General features: G+C 64.5%; 15 protein-coding genes, 1 other RNA gene and 1 pseudogene. 5 read left to right on the forward strand and 12 right to left on the reverse strand.

Annotated elements, in window-relative coordinates:
• Window positions 1–29: 29 nt before the first annotated feature.
• On the forward strand, window positions 30–3,206 hold the full coding sequence (locus XarbCFBP7408_RS22650) for a TonB-dependent receptor (RefSeq protein ID WP_181106166.1): 3,177 nt from the start codon (window positions 30–32) through the stop codon (window positions 3,204–3,206).
• Window positions 3,207–3,906: 700 nt separating this feature from the next.
• On the opposite strand, the gene thiE is transcribed toward XarbCFBP7408_RS22650, so the two are convergent.
• Window positions 3,907–4,548, reverse strand: coding sequence for a thiamine phosphate synthase (gene thiE / locus XarbCFBP7408_RS03105; RefSeq protein WP_104561301.1), 642 nt, complete (start codon window positions 4,546–4,548; stop codon window positions 3,907–3,909).
• A 23-nt stretch (window positions 4,549–4,571) separates the two neighbouring features.
• Here thiE and XarbCFBP7408_RS03110 point away from each other — a divergent pair, with 23 nt between their 5' ends.
• Complete coding sequence (locus XarbCFBP7408_RS03110) at window positions 4,572–4,811, forward strand: rubredoxin (RefSeq protein ID WP_024938106.1); 240 nt, start codon at window positions 4,572–4,574, stop codon at window positions 4,809–4,811.
• A gap of 85 nt (window positions 4,812–4,896) precedes the next feature.
• Here XarbCFBP7408_RS03110 and XarbCFBP7408_RS03115 read toward each other — a convergent pair whose 3' ends face one another.
• From XarbCFBP7408_RS03115 to XarbCFBP7408_RS03150, 8 genes are all read right to left on the reverse strand, one after another.
• Complete coding sequence (locus tag XarbCFBP7408_RS03115; RefSeq protein ID WP_104561303.1) at window positions 4,897–5,778, reverse strand: SirB1 family protein; 882 nt, start codon at window positions 5,776–5,778, stop codon at window positions 4,897–4,899.
• A 40-nt stretch (window positions 5,779–5,818) separates the two neighbouring features.
• Entirely contained in the window at window positions 5,819–6,268 is a 450-nt protein-coding gene (locus XarbCFBP7408_RS03120) for a DUF192 domain-containing protein (RefSeq protein WP_104561305.1), read from the reverse strand.
• 163 nt (window positions 6,269–6,431) lie between these two features.
• Window positions 6,432–7,079, reverse strand: a complete 648-nt coding sequence (gene rpiA / locus XarbCFBP7408_RS03125) for a ribose-5-phosphate isomerase RpiA (protein ID WP_104561307.1) — start codon at window positions 7,077–7,079, stop codon at window positions 6,432–6,434.
• A 98-nt stretch (window positions 7,080–7,177) separates the two neighbouring features.
• On the reverse strand, window positions 7,178–7,648 hold the full coding sequence (locus XarbCFBP7408_RS03130) for an EVE domain-containing protein (RefSeq protein ID WP_181106168.1): 471 nt from the start codon (window positions 7,646–7,648) through the stop codon (window positions 7,178–7,180).
• The gene (locus XarbCFBP7408_RS03135) at window positions 7,645–8,235 is read right to left on the reverse strand and encodes a 5-formyltetrahydrofolate cyclo-ligase (RefSeq protein ID WP_104561309.1); all 591 of its coding nucleotides are present in this window, start codon (window positions 8,233–8,235) and stop codon (window positions 7,645–7,647) included. The genes XarbCFBP7408_RS03130 and XarbCFBP7408_RS03135 overlap by 4 nt, the downstream gene beginning before the upstream one ends.
• 258 nt (window positions 8,236–8,493) lie before the next feature.
• Window positions 8,494–8,678, reverse strand: a non-coding RNA gene (ssrS, locus tag XarbCFBP7408_RS03140) — 6S RNA.
• 96 nt (window positions 8,679–8,774) lie between these two features.
• Complete coding sequence (locus tag XarbCFBP7408_RS03145; RefSeq protein ID WP_039512407.1) at window positions 8,775–9,074, reverse strand: cell division protein ZapA; 300 nt, start codon at window positions 9,072–9,074, stop codon at window positions 8,775–8,777.
• Complete coding sequence (locus XarbCFBP7408_RS03150; protein ID WP_104561384.1) at window positions 9,071–9,292, reverse strand: TIGR02449 family protein; 222 nt, start codon at window positions 9,290–9,292, stop codon at window positions 9,071–9,073. Before XarbCFBP7408_RS03150 ends, XarbCFBP7408_RS03145 begins: the two co-directional genes overlap by 4 nt.
• A gap of 235 nt (window positions 9,293–9,527) precedes the next feature.
• On the opposite strand from XarbCFBP7408_RS03150, the gene XarbCFBP7408_RS03155 reads away from it, so the two are divergent.
• Together XarbCFBP7408_RS03155 and XarbCFBP7408_RS03160 are read left to right on the forward strand one after the other, a co-directional pair.
• Window positions 9,528–10,070 (forward strand): YecA family protein, encoded by a 543-nt coding sequence (locus tag XarbCFBP7408_RS03155; protein WP_104561311.1) that lies wholly within the window; start codon window positions 9,528–9,530, stop codon window positions 10,068–10,070.
• A gap of 13 nt (window positions 10,071–10,083) precedes the next feature.
• Entirely contained in the window at window positions 10,084–11,424 is a 1,341-nt protein-coding gene (locus XarbCFBP7408_RS03160) for an aminopeptidase P N-terminal domain-containing protein (RefSeq protein WP_104561313.1), read from the forward strand.
• Between the two features lie 185 nt (window positions 11,425–11,609).
• Here the strand turns inward: XarbCFBP7408_RS03160 and XarbCFBP7408_RS03165 are convergent, their stop codons facing one another.
• The 3 genes and pseudogenes from XarbCFBP7408_RS03165 to XarbCFBP7408_RS23060 all read right to left on the reverse strand — a co-directional run.
• On the reverse strand, window positions 11,610–12,008 hold the full coding sequence (locus XarbCFBP7408_RS03165) for an XVIPCD domain-containing protein (RefSeq protein WP_104561315.1): 399 nt from the start codon (window positions 12,006–12,008) through the stop codon (window positions 11,610–11,612).
• A 28-nt stretch (window positions 12,009–12,036) separates the two neighbouring features.
• Window positions 12,037–13,362: a Xaa-Pro dipeptidase gene (pepQ, locus tag XarbCFBP7408_RS03170; RefSeq protein WP_104561317.1), complete on the reverse strand. Its 1,326-nt coding sequence runs from the start codon at window positions 13,360–13,362 to the stop codon at window positions 12,037–12,039.
• Between the two features lie 90 nt (window positions 13,363–13,452).
• A pseudogene (locus XarbCFBP7408_RS23060) lies at window positions 13,453–13,590 on the reverse strand (IS5/IS1182 family transposase); the annotation flags it as partial.
• Window positions 13,591–14,164: 574 nt separating this feature from the next.
• On the opposite strand from XarbCFBP7408_RS23060, the gene XarbCFBP7408_RS03175 reads away from it, so the two are divergent.
• The gene (locus tag XarbCFBP7408_RS03175; RefSeq protein ID WP_181106170.1) at window positions 14,165–15,508 is read left to right on the forward strand and encodes an NEL-type E3 ubiquitin ligase domain-containing protein; all 1,344 of its coding nucleotides are present in this window, start codon (window positions 14,165–14,167) and stop codon (window positions 15,506–15,508) included.
• Window positions 15,509–15,542: the final 34 nt, after the last annotated feature.

The following is a 15,542-nucleotide window of genomic DNA, read 5'->3' on the forward strand; positions in this document are numbered from 1 at the left end:
CCGACAGTTCCAGACTTGGGGGAGACAGCATGAACCGTAGTATCCAGAAGCGTGCCTTGGCGTTGGCGCTGGTCGTGGCCATGGGAAGCGTCCAGGCGCAGTCCACCAGCGGCAGCATCGTCGGCAGCGTGGGGCAGAGCAGCGGCACCAGCGTACTGGTGGAAAACAACAGCGGGTTCAGCCGCGAAGTACCGGTGGATGCGCGCGGCCGTTACACCGCCGGCAACCTGCCGCTGGGCACCTACAAGGTCACCGTCAAGCGCGACGGCGCGGTGGTGGAGACCCGCGAGAACGTCGCGATCACCGTCGGCGCCAACACCGACGTCTCGTTCGCCGCCGCGCCGGCGAGCGGTGTGCAGACCCTGGATAGCGTCACCGTCAGCGCAGCGAGCCTGACCACCATCGACGTCAGCAGTGTGGACACGCGCACCGTGATCACTGCCGAACAGCTGCAGCAACTGCCGCTGGGCCGCACTGCCGAGGCGATTGCGCTGCTGGCACCGGGCGTGGTGGTCAACAGCGGCGGTTTCGACAATGGCCCGCTTGGCGGTTCGCTGCCCAGCTTCGGCGGCTCGGCCGCCAGCGAGAACGCCTATTACCTCAACGGCTTCAACACCACCACCATCAGCAACAACCTGGGCGGCCTGACCCTGCCGTACGGCGCCATCGACCAGCAGGAAATCTTCACCGGCGGCTACGGCGCGCAGTACGGCCGCGCCAATGGCGGCGTGATCAACCAGATCGGCAAGCGCGGCACCAACGAGTGGAAGTTCGGCGCCGCGGTGATCTGGGAGCCGAATGGCTTGAAGGCCAACCAGCGCGACATCTATTGGCGCCCGGACAGCCAGGGCACCACCATCGGCAACGCTGCGTACCAAGCTGCACGTGCGGCCAATGGCTTGTACCAGCCGGCAAGCGAGGCCGAAGCCAACCAGACCACCTACAGCGCCTATGTCGGCGGGCCGATCATTCAGGACAAGCTGTTCTTCTTCCTGGCAGCCGAACAAGTGGATTCGGACGGCGTGCGTGTGGCCACCAATCGCGATTCAAACAACGGCCGCACCGGCGGCCTCACCGATTACGACTACAAGCAGAAGCGCTGGTACGCCAAGGTGGACTGGAACATCACCGACAACCACCTGATCGAGGTGACCGGTGCCAGCGACGAGGCAGAGACCAACGGGTCGATCTACCGCTACGACTATGTCAATCGCCAGCGCGGCAGCTATTTCACCGACGAGTCCACCTGGAAGACCGGCCCGACCTTGTTCACCGGCAAGTACACCGGCTACCTCAGCGACAACCTCACCGTGACTGCGCTGTACGGCAAGATGAAAACGCCCGATGAGTTGACGCCCTTCAACTACAACGCGGCCGGCGGGCCAGTCATCAACAGCGCCGCGCTGCAAAATCCGGCCTACACCGGCGGCACGCCGCGCATCGGCAGTCAGCTGGTCACCTCGGTCAGTTCACCGGATCGCGAATACAAGAAAGACAATCAACGCCTGAATCTGGAATGGCGCATCGGCCACCACACGCTCAACTTCGGTATCGACAACCAGAAGTCCGAGGGTATCGATGTGGGCTCGGTGCTGTCCGGTCCAGGCTTTGCGTGGACCTATGGCCAGACCAACGATCCCAACGGCCTGCGGACGGGCGGACTGGTCAGCCAGTCGGCCAACGAAGCCGGCGGTATCGGCGCGCCAAGCCCGGGCCTGGTCGACCCGGTCAATGGGTCCAGCGGCTATTACGTGGTGCGCAACATCAATACCAGCCTGTATTCCTACGAGGCCAAGCAGCGCGCCTACTACATCGAGGACAAGTGGCAGGTCACCGACAACCTGCTGCTGAGCATCGGCCTGCGCAAGGACGAGTTCACCAACTACACCCCGTTCGGCGACCCCTACATCGAAGTGGACAACGCCTGGGCACCGCGCCTGGGCTTCAGCTGGGACGTCAACGGCGATTCCAGCCTGAAGGTGTTCGGCAACGTCGGCCGTTATTATCTCGGCCTGCCGCTGTCGGCAGTGAGCCTGTTCACCCCGGCCACCACCACCGATACCTACTTCACCTACAGCGGCGTCAACGCCGATGGCACGCCGGTCCTGGCGCAGCAGCTGGGCTCGGCGGTGTCGGCCAACTCGCGCTTCGGTCGCATCGCCGATGTGCGCACTGCAGTGGTCAAGGACATCGAAGGCGAGAACCAGGACGAGGTCATCCTCGGCTTCACCAAGCAGCTGGACACCGGCTGGGTGCTGGGCGTGCGCGGCACGCATCGCCGGCTCAATGCGGGTATCGACGATCAGAACTACGACGTCTCCAATACCGCGTTGATCGCCGCTGCGGCCGCGCAGGGCGTGACCATCGACTTCTCGCAGGTTGCCGGTGCATCGCTGATCAATCCGGGCCAGACCAACACCTGGGGCGTGATCGGCACCGATGGCCAGTTCCATGAAGTGTCGGTGAGCCGCGAGGCGGCGGGCTTCCCGAAGTTCAAGCGCAATTACTCGGCGGTGGAATTCAATCTGGAGCGTCCGTTCGACGGCAAGTGGTACGCCAAGGTCAACTACGTCTGGTCGCATAGCTACGGCACCACCGAAGGTCAGGTGCGTTCGGACCTGTGGCGCACCGGCGGCGCACTGGGCAGCTATCAGGGCCAGGCCTCGGTCTCCACCACGCAGAGCTGGGACCACGCGGCGCTGATGGAACACTTCAACGGCGATCAATCCAACGATCACCGCCATCAGCTCAAGTTGTTCGGTTTCTACCAGTTCACTCCGCAATGGGGCGCGTCGGCCAACTTCAGCCTGATCTCGGGCGCGCCGCACAATTGCCTGGGTAACTACTACGGCGACAACTACACCGGCACCGACCCGGCCGGCTACGGTGGCAGCGCGATCACCGGCGGTCCTTATCACTACTGCTACAACCCGGAGACCGGCACCGGCGTGGCGTCGCCTCCCGGCTCGCAGGGGCGGCTGGGCTGGATCGCGCAGCTCGACATGGGCGTGACCTACAAGCCGGCATTTGCCGCCGGCAAGCTGGCACTGCGCTTTGACGTGTTCAACATCACCAACGAGCAGACCGCAACCAACATCTACCCGTTCTCGCAGTTGCCAGACAACACCACCAACCCGCTCTGGGATCAGGTCGTGGCCTACCAGGCACCGCGCTCGGGCCGGGTGACGTTGAGCTACGACTTCTAAACGCGCCAGGCGATAAAGGCAAACCAGCAGCGACGCGTGATGGCACGCGTCGCTGTTTTGCATTCTCGGCCAGGAGTCATGATCTGCCGGCACGCTGCAGAATCCTCCAGCCGATGAGCGTTTGGCCTGGGTATTCGACCGCTCTTAAACGAGCTGATCGAAGTCCAGTTGCTGGCGTGTCTTTTGTCTCGAGAGAATTATCTAGTGCGGGTAGATCAGTTGTAGAGCGGCTGATCTGCGGCTTGGCTGCAGGGTCCTTGCCCGCCCACCATCGCGGGACACGCTGCAAGTACGTCCTTGTAGCTCTTACGCGGCATCCATGCCGCGTAAGGTCCCGCGACGGTGAGCGGGCAAGGACCAGTCGAGAGGGTTGGTATGCATGTTTGCAAGCAGTGTATAACGTGCGTTGTTTGGATAACGGTGTGTCCGATCAGCTTCTAAACGCAAGGCGATCAACCTGCAGGCTCTAAAAAGCCACCGACTCACTTTCTGGTGCGGTGTCCTCGCCGCTTGCGGGACCGTGTGGCGGCATGGATGCCGCCACCGAGCCCCCAGGGACGGATTCTCGGCGTGTCCCGTGAGCGGCGAGGGCACCGCGCAGTCGACCGACTCAGCGTTTGACTGCCTCCAACATCGCTAAGACTCGACATCTTGATGGTCTTGCGTATCGGGTTTTGGACAGCGCGTGTCGCCGCTAACGCTATCGTCCGCCAGCCACGCTACTGCGCAGACCGGCCAGATAGGCCTGCACTGCCGCAACCGGGTCCGGCGCGGCGTACACGCCGCTGACCACCGCAATCAACTCGGCGCCTGCAGCCACCAATTCGGGCACCTGCGCAGCCGCGATGCCACCGATCGCCACGCGCGGCACGCCCAGCACTGCGGCTTGCTGCAGCAACGCTGGCGTGGCGCGGCGTGTCGTCACCTTGGTGGTGGTCGGGAAGAACGCGCCGAAGGCCACGTAGCTGGCACCGGCCGCGACCGCTGCGCGCGCGCGCGCGATCTCGTCGTAGCACGACACCCCGATGATGGCCTGTTCGCCCAACAGTGCACGCGCTGCGGCTGCTTCGCCATCGTCTTCGCCCAGGTGCACGCCCTGTGCGCCCACCTGTCGTGCCAGCTGTGCATCGTCGTTGATGATCAACGGCACGGCGTGCGCGGCGCAGGCCTGGCGCAGTGCGCTGGCCTGTTCCAGGCGCAGCGCCGCGCTGGCCTGCTTGTTGCGGTACTGCAGCCAGGTGACAGCGGGCAGCAGCGGCAAGGTGCGCGCGATCAGGCGCGCGGTGTCGGGTTCGTCGGGCGTGATGAGGTAGACGCCGCGGGCGTCTTGCAGCTGGAGCATGGCAGCGCTTCCGGAAGCGGTGGGTGGGATGGGACAATGCAGCCCCACCGTTGCGTGACCGCGATTATCCGATGAGCGAGACATCCACGACCACCTACCGCACCTGGATGTGCGTCGTCTGCGGGTTTCTCTACCACGAGGCCGACGGCATCCCCGAAGAAGGCATCGCCCCGGGCACCGCCTGGCAGGACGTTCCCGACACCTGGACCTGCCCGGATTGCGGCGTGACCAAGGACGACTTCGAGATGGTCGAGATCGACTGAGGTCCTGGTTGGGTTGCTGCGTTTCTCGCGCCACAACATCGCCGGCGCACGTATGGCGCCGGCGAGGACCTCGCAGGCTGTGTTTTCAGTGCGCGCGCGCGCGCTGGCTGTTCAATTCCACCAGGTGCTCATGCAGGTTTGCCGCATCCTGCGCACTGGGGTTGAGCTGCAGATAGCGCGACAGGTCGTGGCGTGCGCCGTTGCGGTGGCCCAGATGCAGATAGGCCATGCCGCGGTCGCGTAGCGCCTCGGGCTGGTCCGGCACCAGCTTCAGGATGCGGTCGGCACTGCGCGCGGCGCGGTCCCAGTGCTCGGCATCGGCGTAGACGCCGTGCAGGTTGCGCAGGATGCGGGTCAGGATCGCGCGGTGCGGCGCGGGGTCGAGGATCTGCGCCAGGGCGCGGTCGTCGGGAATCTCGCCGCCCAGGTGCGGACGCGCACGCTCGCGCAGCTCGTCCACGCCCAGCGGGCGACCACCGTTGAACGGGTCCATGACCAGTACGCCGTCGTCCACCGGCAAACGCACCAGGAAATGCCCGGGAAACGACACGCCCGCCAGCGGAATGCCCAGCCGGCGCGCAACTTCGATCTGCACCATCGCCAGCGAGATCGGGTTGCCCAGCCGGCGCTCTAAGACTTGGTTGAGGTAGCTGTTGCGCGGGTCGTAGTACTCGTCGTGATTGCCCGAATAGCCCAGCTCGTCGAACAGGTAGCGATTGACCGCGGCCATCTTCAGCGGCCACAGGTCGATCGCCTCCACCTCGCGGCGCAGGTGCTCGACGTGGCTCTGCACCAACGTGTCGTACAGCTCGGCGTCCAGCTGCGGATACTCGTCGCGCGCGATCAGCAGCGCGGTGGACATCAACGGCACTGCGTCGTCGTCCAGGCTGGCGAGCGCGGTCCAATGGGGAAGTGGGAGCATGTCGACCATGCTGCCAAGAGTGTCGGCAAGCGGCGCGTGGTTCAAGTCCGGTACTTCCTGACAGGAAGGGTTTGTCGCGTGAGATTCACTTGAGCTTTGGGATGTCCGGGCTCAGGGTCAGGCTGGCGCCGTCCTGCAGGTTGAGCCTGGCGGCCTGGCCGGCATTGAGTTCCAGCACGTAACGGGCCGGGCGCTTGCTGGGGTAGGGCGGGCAGGCGTCGCCGGCCGAACACGGCGGCACGTCGCGCTGTTGCGAAACCAGCCGGCGCTCATTGTCGAAATACAGGATATCCAGCGCGATCTTGGTGTTCTTCATCCAGTACGCCAGCGGTTCCTGGCGGTCGTGGACGAACAGCATGCCGTGATCGTCCGCCATGGCATCGCGAAACATCAGGCCTTTGGCGCGGTCCGCATCGTTCTGCGCCAGCTCCACCTGGTAGCGCGCGCCAGCCAGTTCCACCCAGCTGCCGCCGCTGCTGGCGCAGCCGCTGAGCAGGATCGACAACGCAAGAGCGAGGAAGCAAAGACGGCGCATGCGGCATACCAGTGGGCGGGGATGCCGCACCATCTGCCAAGCGGCCGCGTGCGTCAAGCTGCTGTGGTGGATCGTCCCGTCATTGCATGTGACACAAGTCTGGCCCGCGGTCGCTTCGCAACGCGGGCCGCAACTGCGTATGCGCGTGCTTGCACGCGATCGCTCAGATCACCTGCGGCGGCTCGCCACCGACGATCACCACATCGGCCGGGCGACGCGCGAACAGACCCACGCAGACCACGCCGGGAATCTGGTTCAGGCTGCGCTCCAGCGCCACCGGGTCGGTGATCTGCAGGTTGTGCACGTCCAGCACCACGTTGCCGTTGTCGGTGACCACGCCATCGCGCCATACCGGCTGACCGCCGGTGAGCGCCAGGATCTGGCGGGCCACCAGGCTGCGCGCCATCGGAATCACTTCCACCGGCAGCGGGAACTTGCCCAGCACCGGCACCTGCTTGCTCGGGTCGACGATGCAGATGAAGCGCTCGCTGGCCTCGGCGATGATCTTCTCGCGCGTCAACGCCGCGCCGCCGCCCTTGATCAGGCAACGGTTCGGGTCACACTCGTCGGCGCCATCCACATACAGCGACAGATTGCCGGTGTGGTTGAGATCCAGCACCTCGATGCCATGGCGCCTGAGCTGCGCGCTGCTCTGCTCGGAGCTGGACACCGCCCCCTTGATGCGGTGGCTGATGCGGCCCAAGGCATCGATGAAGTAGGCCACCGTCGAACCGGTACCGACCCCGACGATCATGCCGTCTTCCACGTAATCGATCGCTTTCTCGGCGGCCAGGCGTTTTGCTTCGGACATTTGGGGGCTCGGGATTAGGGAATCGGGATTGGGGAATCGCAAGAGCGGCTGGGCTGAGCGGGATTTGCAAATCGCAAATCCCGAATCTCTACTCCCGGCTACTCCATCGCCAGCAACAATTTCCATTGCGCGGCGGTCACCGGCAGGATCGACAGGCGGTTGCCGCGGGCGATTAGCGGGAAGCCTTCGCCCAGTGCGTCGGCCTGCTGCTTGATTTCGTCCAGTGCGATCGTACGCGTGAGTTTGCGCTCGAAGGCCACGTCCACCAGCATCCAGCGCGGATCTTCGCGGGTGGCCTTGGGGTCGTGGTAGTCGGAGTTGGGATCGAACTGGGTGTCGTCCGGATATGCGGCGCTGGCGACCTTGGCGATGCCGACAATGCCCGGCACCTTGCAGTTGGAGTGGTAGAACAACACCCCATCGCCGACATGCATGCAGTCGCGCATGAAGTTGCGTGCCTGGTAGTTGCGCACGCCGTTCCACGGTTCGGTGCCGACGCGCTCCAGATCATCTATGGAAAACGTGTCCGGCTCGGACTTCATCAACCAGTAGCGCTTGCGGGCAGTCATACGGAAACGGCGTCGTCTTTCAGGAAGGTGGCGTGTTCGGTGCAGATCGCATCCACCGCCACGTCCCAGGATTCGGTGGGCAGGGCGGGTCGCTGCTGCGCGGCGAAGCCGACGCCGACCAGCCAGGGCGGCGGCGTCTGGCGGTGCCGGAACGCGAAGCTGCGATCATACCAGCCGCCCCCCATGCCCAGCCGCCGGCACTGCGCGTCGAAGCCGGTCAACGGCGTCACCACCAGCGCCATCTCCTCGGGTGCAAGCAGCTCGCTGCGTGCCACGTCCGGCTCGGGGATGCCGTAGCGGTTGCTGACCAGCGCCTGGCCCGGCCGCCACGGCGCAAAGCGCAAGGCGCGCCCATCCAGCACCGGCAGGCAATAGCGCGCGCCGGCGGGCAGGCTCAGTTGCCAACGGTGCAGTGCGATTTCGCCATCCATCGCCCAGTAACCGGCCACCGCACCGGTCTGCGGCGCGAACGGCAGCGCCAGCAGGCGCTCGGCCAGCGCATCGGCGGCCGCCAGGCGCTGCGCTGCGGGCAGGCTGCGGCGCAGCGCGCGCAACTGCTGGCGCAAGGCGTCTCGGTCGTCGGTCATGGTGTCTCGCAGCGATAGGCGGAGGGATATTGTCGATGGCATGGACGCGCCTGCCTAGCTGCGTGTGTCCCACCGATCACCGGTGCCTTCAAGTCTCCCGTCTGTCGCTGAGCGCATGCGCGTGCAGCACTTGCGACGTTGCGGCGCACGCACGCCTGTCTTGGCGCAGCCATTGCACAGCGGCGCAGCCGAACTGCGCGTGCCGTGCGTTTCAGACAGGCAAAAAGAAACGGCGCCCGAAGGCGCCGTTTCAGATTTGCATTCTCCGCCGTGAACGATGCGGGCGAAACGACCTTGAACCCGGGGTTCAAGTGGGGACGTTGTGAGGCCATCGGGCTTCCCGCTACAAGGCGGACTTGCACTCCCGGCTCCGTCGCGCCCCCGTGGTCGTAATTAAGGGACAAGGCGAATGTTTTGCACGCTGTCGTTTACAGCAGAGAACGCAGGTAAAGTATAGACCTCTGCTGCGCGATGGCTAGCCCATTCGTCGGCCGGCGCAATTGAAAGTTCAGATTTGCGACGACAGTGCGAACTGCACCTCAACGCGGTGTATCGGACACGCTGTCCAGGCGGCGATTCAAGCTGTCCAGTGTGTTGGCCAATTCCCGATCGTACAGCGCTTGCTGATCGCGCAGCTGCTGCAATTCGTGCGCCAGATTGAGTGCGGCCAGCACCGCAACCCGGTCCACCGCCGCCATGCGATTGCTGCCGCGAATCTCGCGCATGCGCAGATCCAGCAGGCGCGCCGCAGCGGTGAGGCTCTCGCGTTCCTCGGCGGTGACGCCAACCGTGTATTCACGATCCAGAATACGCACGCTGACCGGCTCGTTGTTGCTCACGTGTGCTGCTCCAGGGATTTCAACCGCACGATCATCGCTTCCACGCGCGAGCGCGCCTGTTCGTTCTTGGTCAGCAATTGCGCACGCTCGCCGATCAACTGTTCCTGCTGGTGACGCAGGCTGCGGTTCTCGTCGCTCAACCGCTGGCTGCGCTCGACCAGGGCCTCCACACGGGCGGCAAGTGCGCGGATCTGGGCGAGGGCAGCGGCGTTGTCCATGCGCTCACGATAGGGGCGCGTGCGCGCGGCGGTCAAGCGCCCGATCGCAGCCCGCTTCCCCGCCGTCAGGCCAATCCCGACAAGGGCTTGCGCCGCGCCCGGCCCGGCCGCGGTCACGCGCGTGCAACCCGCATGGGACACGCCGCTGGCAGCCGACATGGGGCGCCTTGATACACTGGGAAGTCGAATCGCCGGCCATGCGCCGGCACCTCCTGTTCCCAGCCTGGATGACCCGATGGACCTGCCCGATGTAACCGCTGTGCAAAACGAAAGTCGCCAGCTGGAGTTGGCTTCCTCCGCAGCGGAGTTGCATGGCGGGCTGTGCGGGTGGCTCTCCGGTGGCGGTGCCGACAGCGGCGACTGGCTGGCGCGCATCCTGGCCGACACCGCGCAGGTGGCGCCCAGGCAGGGCGGGGCGCTGGACCAGATGCGTCAGGCCACGGTGACGCAGCTGGAAGACCGCGATTTCGCCTTCGAACTGCTGCTGATCGATGACGGTGCACCGCTGGCGGCGCGCACCGATGCCTTGTTCGACTGGTGTCGCGCCTTTCTGGGTGGCTTCGGCCTGGCGGCGCAGCAGCGCCCGGCACTGACCGAGGAAGGCGAAGAGGCGCTGCAGGACCTGGCGCGGCTGGCGCAGGCGTCCAGCGACGATTTCGATGCGGCCGACGAAGACGACACCGCCCTGGCGGAAATCGAGGAGTTCGTGCGCGTGGCGGTGCTGTTGCTGCATGGCGACTGCGTGATGGGGCCGCGCTTCCGCCAACGCCTGAACTGACCGCACGATCGTCATGAAAAAGCTCACCGGGATCGGCGCGGCCGAGTATGCGCGTCGGCGCAAGCAGCTGATGCAGATGGCCGGCGATCAGGCCATCCTGATCCTGCCGGCCGCGCCCGAGCGGGTGCGCAGCCACGACACCCACTACCCGTACCGGCAGGATTCGGATTTCTGGTATCTGAGCGGTTTCCCGGAGCCGGAAGCGGTGCTGGTGCTGGTGCCGGGCCGCAAGCATGGCGAGGCGATCCTGTTCTGCCGCGAGCGCGATGCCGAGCGCGAGGCCTGGGATGGCCCGCGCGAGGGCCAGGAAGGCGCAGTGGAGCGCTACGGCATGGACGATGCGTATCCCATCGACGATGTCGACGAGATCCTGCCGGGCCTGCTGGAAGGGCGCAGCCGCGTCTATTACCACTTCGGGCGCGATGTCGACTTCGACCTCAAGCTGATCGGCTGGCTCAAGCGCGTGCGCGAGCAGGTGCGTCATGGCGCGCAGCCCCCGCACGAATTCCTCGAGCTGGGACATCTGCTGCACGAGCAGCGGCTGTTCAAGTCGCGCGACGAAATCGCCTTGATGCAGCACGCCGCCGACATCAGCGTGCGCGCGCATCGTGCCGCCATGCGGCTGGCGCGGCCGGGTGTGCACGAGTACGAACTGCAGGCCGAGGTGGAGTGCGCGTTCCGCGCCGCCGATGCGTGGCCGGCGTACGGGAGCATCGTCGGCACCGGCAGCAATGCCTGCGTGCTGCACTACCGCGCCAACACTGCGCGCAGCCGCGATGGCGAACTGGTGCTGATCGATGCCGGCGCCGAGTACCGCGGCTACGCGGCCGATATCACCCGCACCTTCCCGGTCAACGGCCGTTTCACCCCGGCGCAGCGCGCGCTGCACGATCTGGTCGGCGCTGCGCAGGCCGCGGCGCTGGCGCAGGCGCGCCCCGGCGTGCCCTACGAAGCCGGCCATCTGGCCGCGGTGCAGACCCTGACCGAGGGGCTGCTGCAGTTGGGCCTGCTCAAGGGTAAGCTGGAGCGCAACATCGCCGACGGCCATTACAAACGCTTCTATCGGCACAAGACCGGCCACTGGCTGGGGCTGGATGTGCACGATGTAGGCGACTACCGGTTGGCTGGCGACTCGCGTCTGCTCGAGCCCGGCATGGTGTTCACCATCGAGCCGGGGCTCTACATCTCCGCCGACGACACCACGGTGGAGGCCAGATGGCGCGGCATCGGCATCCGCACCGAAGACAATGTGCTGATCACTGCCGAAGGCCACCGCGTGCTCACCGATGCGTTGGCGCGTAGCGCCGACGAGATCGAAGCGGAGATGGCGGATCGCGACGCGTTGCGCGCATAGCGTGGTCATGCCGCCATGCGCCGTCGTGACATGGATCGGTGCATTGCCCTGCACGCGACCCGCGCGCTGCCGGTTTGGTTGGGATTGCGCGGCGTATTCGGCTGAGGGCGGCGGCGTCGCTCGACGCGCGCTGCGCCGGGCGCCTTGCAAACATGAGGCGCCCGGCCGTTGTGCTGCGCGCCGTTCTACTGGCCCAGCTGAGGCGTCTGCGTGCGTTCGGGCTGCTGGACCTCTTCGCCCGGCGTAGCCAGTTGCTGCGCGCGTGCGAACGACTGCGCTTCCGGCGTGCTCAATGCCTGCTCGGTCTTCATGTGCGCGCGCAGATGCGCCGGGTTGGCCGGGTCGCCCTGCACCACGAACACGTTTTCGCCACCGTGTACGCCGCGATTGTTGGCCTCGCTCATCAGCACATGATCCACGCGCGACAGGCCGCCTTGCTTGGCCAGCGGCAACAGGGCGGCGCTGAGCCGGTCGCTGGTCTGGTCGGGTGTGCGTCCATGTGCCGCATCGATTGCATGCACGCCGCGCTGGATCTGTTGATACATCGGATGGTCGGGGTGCGAGGACTGGCGTGGATCGTTCATGGCAATGCTCCGTGCGGTGCGGAAGGATTCAAGGGGCGGCAAACACCGGGCGGGTCAGGTTTTCGGGCGCGCCATCGGTGCACACCACCTCGTCTTCGATACGGATGCCGCCGTAGGGTTTGAACTGCGCAACGCGCGCCCAGTCGACGCTGCCGGCGTGGCCGTTCTTCTTCACTTCGTCCAGCAGCATGTCGATGAAATACACGCCCGGTTCGATGGTGACCACCATGCCCGCTTCCAGCACGCGGGTCAGGCGCAGATACGGGTGGCCGGCGGGGCGCTCGATGCGGCCGCCGCGGTCGCTGGCTGCAAAGCCTGCCACGTCGTGCACCTGCAGGCCGATCAGATGGCCCAGCCCGTGCGGGAAGAATGCGGCGCTGACGCCGGTGGCCAATGCAGCCTCGGGCGAGACGGTGAGGATGCCGAACTCCTTGAGGATGCCCATCAGGGCCAGATGCGCATCCACGTGCAACTGCTTGTAATCCACGCCGCTGCGCACGCCCTGGCCCATGCGCACCTGTGCGGCATCCATTGCATCGATCAGGGCCTGGAATTCGCTGCCGGGGTCGGCGGCATAGGTGCGGGTGATGTCGCTGGCGTAGCCGTAGGCCGAAGCACCGGCATCGATCAGGAAGCTGCGCAGCGGCTGCGGCGGCTGCTGGCCGAGTTCGGTGTAGTGCAGCACCGCGCCGTGTTCGTTGAGCGCGATGATGTTGCCGTAGGGCAGTTCGTTGGCGTCCTGACCGACGGCGGCGCAGTAGGCCATATGGATGCCGAACTCGCTCTGGCCGGCGCGGAAGGCCGCTTCGGCGGCGCGATGGCCGCGCACTGCCAGCTGCTGGGCGATGCGCAGCAACGCCAGTTCGTACGGCGTCTTGAAGGCGCGCTGGTACTCCAGGTAATCGAGCACCGGCTGCGGGTTGTTGGGCACATACGCACCGAGCGCGCTCTGTGCCTCGCCCAGGATCGCGCAACGCTCGATCTGCCTGGGCAGCAGCGCCAGGGCCTGGTCCGGGGTACGGATGATGTGGATGTCGCAGTGCTCCACCCACCAGCCGCTGGGCGCGTCGGGCACCACATGCCAATAGTCCAACGGCTGGCAGAAGATCAGCGTCGGGCGCTTGCCCGGGGTGTAGACCAGCCAGCTGTCGGGCACCCGCGTCAGCGGCACCCAGGCCTTGAACTGCGGATTGACCGCGTAGGGATAGTCGCGGTCGTCGAACACCTGGTAATGCAGGCTGCCGCTGGGCACCACCAGATGATCGAAGCCGCCGCGCTGCAGCGCGGCGTCGGCGCGCGCGGTGAGCGTGCGCAGGTGGTCGGAGTACAGGCTGCTCAAGGAGGGCTGGGTCATGCGGGGCTCGATAGGCAATGCAAAGACTAGTGCGCAATTTTGCCGCAATCCTTGCAACGGCGCTGCGCCTGGAGGGGGGGGGCTGCAACCAGTCAACCGCGCCAGCAGCACCCGTGCGTGGGCCAGCCGTACCCGAGCCTCGGCAACTTTGGGTAGCCGATCGTGGTGCATGACCAGTGGGCGTGCACGGTCGTTCCAGGCATGCGTGCGCTCGACCACCCGATGCTTGGCCAGCATCACAATCCGCGGAACTCCCGGTGGGCGGACCATTCAGATGGGCTGGTCGTGAGGAGGTACAGTTATTGTGGTTTATATGAACACCCTCTGAGAGCGCGTCGCGCCATGCACTCTTCGCAGCTGGAAGAGCTTCTTCGGCTGTGTGTCGGGATGCAGCGTGTATGTCCACTAGCGTGGTCGCACTGATGCGGTCAGGCATGACGGAGACGAATGATTCAAACCAATGCGATCTGTGTGGAATTTTCCGTTTGTCGCCATTGCGCCAACACACTCGACTAAAGGCTAGCAGCTCATGTCACGGCTTCCCACTTCTTCGTCGTCCAGTGCGCCTTCAACGAGCCGGGTGCCGGTCGATGATCCGGCGTATCAGCAGCATGATGCGGAACCCGCCTCGTCGCCGCAATCCGAGACCCCCGCTCACGTCGGCGCCGGTCCGCTGGCTGGCCTTTCTTCCCGGCCTCGGTCTCCGTCGCGTTACCGTGCTCACTCATCTTCACCTGTCCACGGTCACGCGGCTGGCACTGCCAGTGCGGCGGCTCCGTCCTCTGCGGAGGTAGTTGATATCGTGGCCTGGGCCGATTCAATGCGCGCATTGCAGATCCACGAGGATTTGCAAATGGTGGGGGCATACGAATCGTCGCCGCGCGCTCTCGGGGAGCGAATCGATCATTGGCTGACAGATGCCTGCCAGCCGTGCCTGGAAAATCCGCATGCGTTCGATACTGAGTTTAACGCGGGCCAATTTTCCGAGCTTCTCAATAAGCGCTATGAAGCAACAGCGAACCAGTCGGAAATTGAGAAGGGTGAGGTGCTGCAGCTGGGAGCGGAAGTCATCAACGCCGTCGCAGCAGATCCTGAATTGCGCGCGCTGGTCTTTGCGATGGCTGAGAGTGCGCTTGGGACATGCGATGACAACGTTTCAACCGGATTTTCGGCCATTGTCAATACTGTTCGTAATCACCAGTTGTCGCTAGCCGTGAAGCAAGGAAGGCTCGATGCTGCCGGGTTGCAGGCTTGGGCGGGGCAGCAGTTCCGTCTGGATACGCTTGAGTCGGAAGTGCATCGTTTCATCCACCAGTCCATTGAAGCCTGTAAGACAGAGCTTGAAGGGTATGCATCGGATCCGGATGAAGTTCAACGACAGGCCTGCTTGACGGCTATCCAACGCGGCACATCAACCCTGTTGCAGAGTTTGCCGCAACTGGCTCCATTTGATTCGAGGATCGGCGAGCTGATGGCCAGGATTGATCAATCAGGGCCTTCAGACGCGATGTTTGCGCAGGAAGTTGCCGATGTGTGTTCCGACATTGTTGCGAGGTACGAGTCAGGGCAAATTGAACCCATACCGAGTGACCCCGTGTCGCAAAATCTTGTTCAGTGGATGCAATATATCGCTCAATATCGGCAAAATTATCGTCGGCTACCACCAGTAAGTGATGAGCAAGCACTCAGGACGGCGGAGCTTATGAATAGGTTGAATATGCTTACAGATGAACCGGTAGAAACGATGATGCATGCCAAGGTAATGTTGCGAGAGGAGCTTGATCTGCCGAACGTGCCTTCATCAATGATATTCAATACCGTCAGTGTGTTGACCAATGACGATTTTGCAACGCTGGCAAGCGCTGTTCGCGCGCGTGAACGGGATAAGGATACATTCGGCGACTATCTGTTGGCTAACGAGACGTGGAGAACAGGGGTCAAGCAGCTGTATGCCGATGAATACGAGGCATTGATGAAGCCGTTCGAAAATGATCCATTTTGGGACGCGGAACCAGGGCCCGGCGATGATGCGCATGTGGCTCAGATGTTAAGGTATAACGAACTTGCTGCAGATTATCAGAATCGCAAGAATGCGGCCGAAAACGCCTGGCTTCGGGAAAAAGTCCGTTCAGATGTACCTGGTTAGCCAAAGCCACAGGTGTCAATCCCGATGAATGGCG

Origin of the sequence: Xanthomonas arboricola pv. guizotiae, from assembly GCF_002940205.1 — a bacterium.
Lineage (GTDB): Bacteria > Pseudomonadota > Gammaproteobacteria > Xanthomonadales > Xanthomonadaceae > Xanthomonas > Xanthomonas arboricola_C.

Bases quoted from the DNA above. Each gene is read 5' to 3' on its own strand.
- thiE (WP_104561301.1), bottom strand. From the start codon at position 4,548: ATGCTCCAGCTGCAAGACGCCCGCGGCGTCTACCTCATCACGCCCGAC.
- XarbCFBP7408_RS22650 (WP_181106166.1), top strand. From the start codon at position 30: ATGAACCGTAGTATCCAGAAGCGTGCCTTGGCGTTGGCGCTGGTCGTG.
- XarbCFBP7408_RS03130 (WP_181106168.1), bottom strand. From the start codon at position 7,648: ATGACTGCCCGCAAGCGCTACTGGTTGATGAAGTCCGAGCCGGACACG.
- XarbCFBP7408_RS03165 (WP_104561315.1), bottom strand. From the start codon at position 12,008: ATGAACGATCCACGCCAGTCCTCGCACCCCGACCATCCGATGTATCAA.
- rpiA (WP_104561307.1), bottom strand. From the start codon at position 7,079: ATGTCCGAAGCAAAACGCCTGGCCGCCGAGAAAGCGATCGATTACGTG.
- XarbCFBP7408_RS03120 (WP_104561305.1), bottom strand. From the start codon at position 6,268: ATGCGCCGTCTTTGCTTCCTCGCTCTTGCGTTGTCGATCCTGCTCAGC.
- XarbCFBP7408_RS03160 (WP_104561313.1), top strand. From the start codon at position 10,084: ATGAAAAAGCTCACCGGGATCGGCGCGGCCGAGTATGCGCGTCGGCGC.
- pepQ (WP_104561317.1), bottom strand. From the start codon at position 13,362: ATGACCCAGCCCTCCTTGAGCAGCCTGTACTCCGACCACCTGCGCACG.
- XarbCFBP7408_RS03155 (WP_104561311.1), top strand. From the start codon at position 9,528: ATGGACCTGCCCGATGTAACCGCTGTGCAAAACGAAAGTCGCCAGCTG.
- XarbCFBP7408_RS03150 (WP_104561384.1), bottom strand. From the start codon at position 9,292: ATGGACAACGCCGCTGCCCTCGCCCAGATCCGCGCACTTGCCGCCCGT.
- XarbCFBP7408_RS03135 (WP_104561309.1), bottom strand. From the start codon at position 8,235: ATGACCGACGACCGAGACGCCTTGCGCCAGCAGTTGCGCGCGCTGCGC.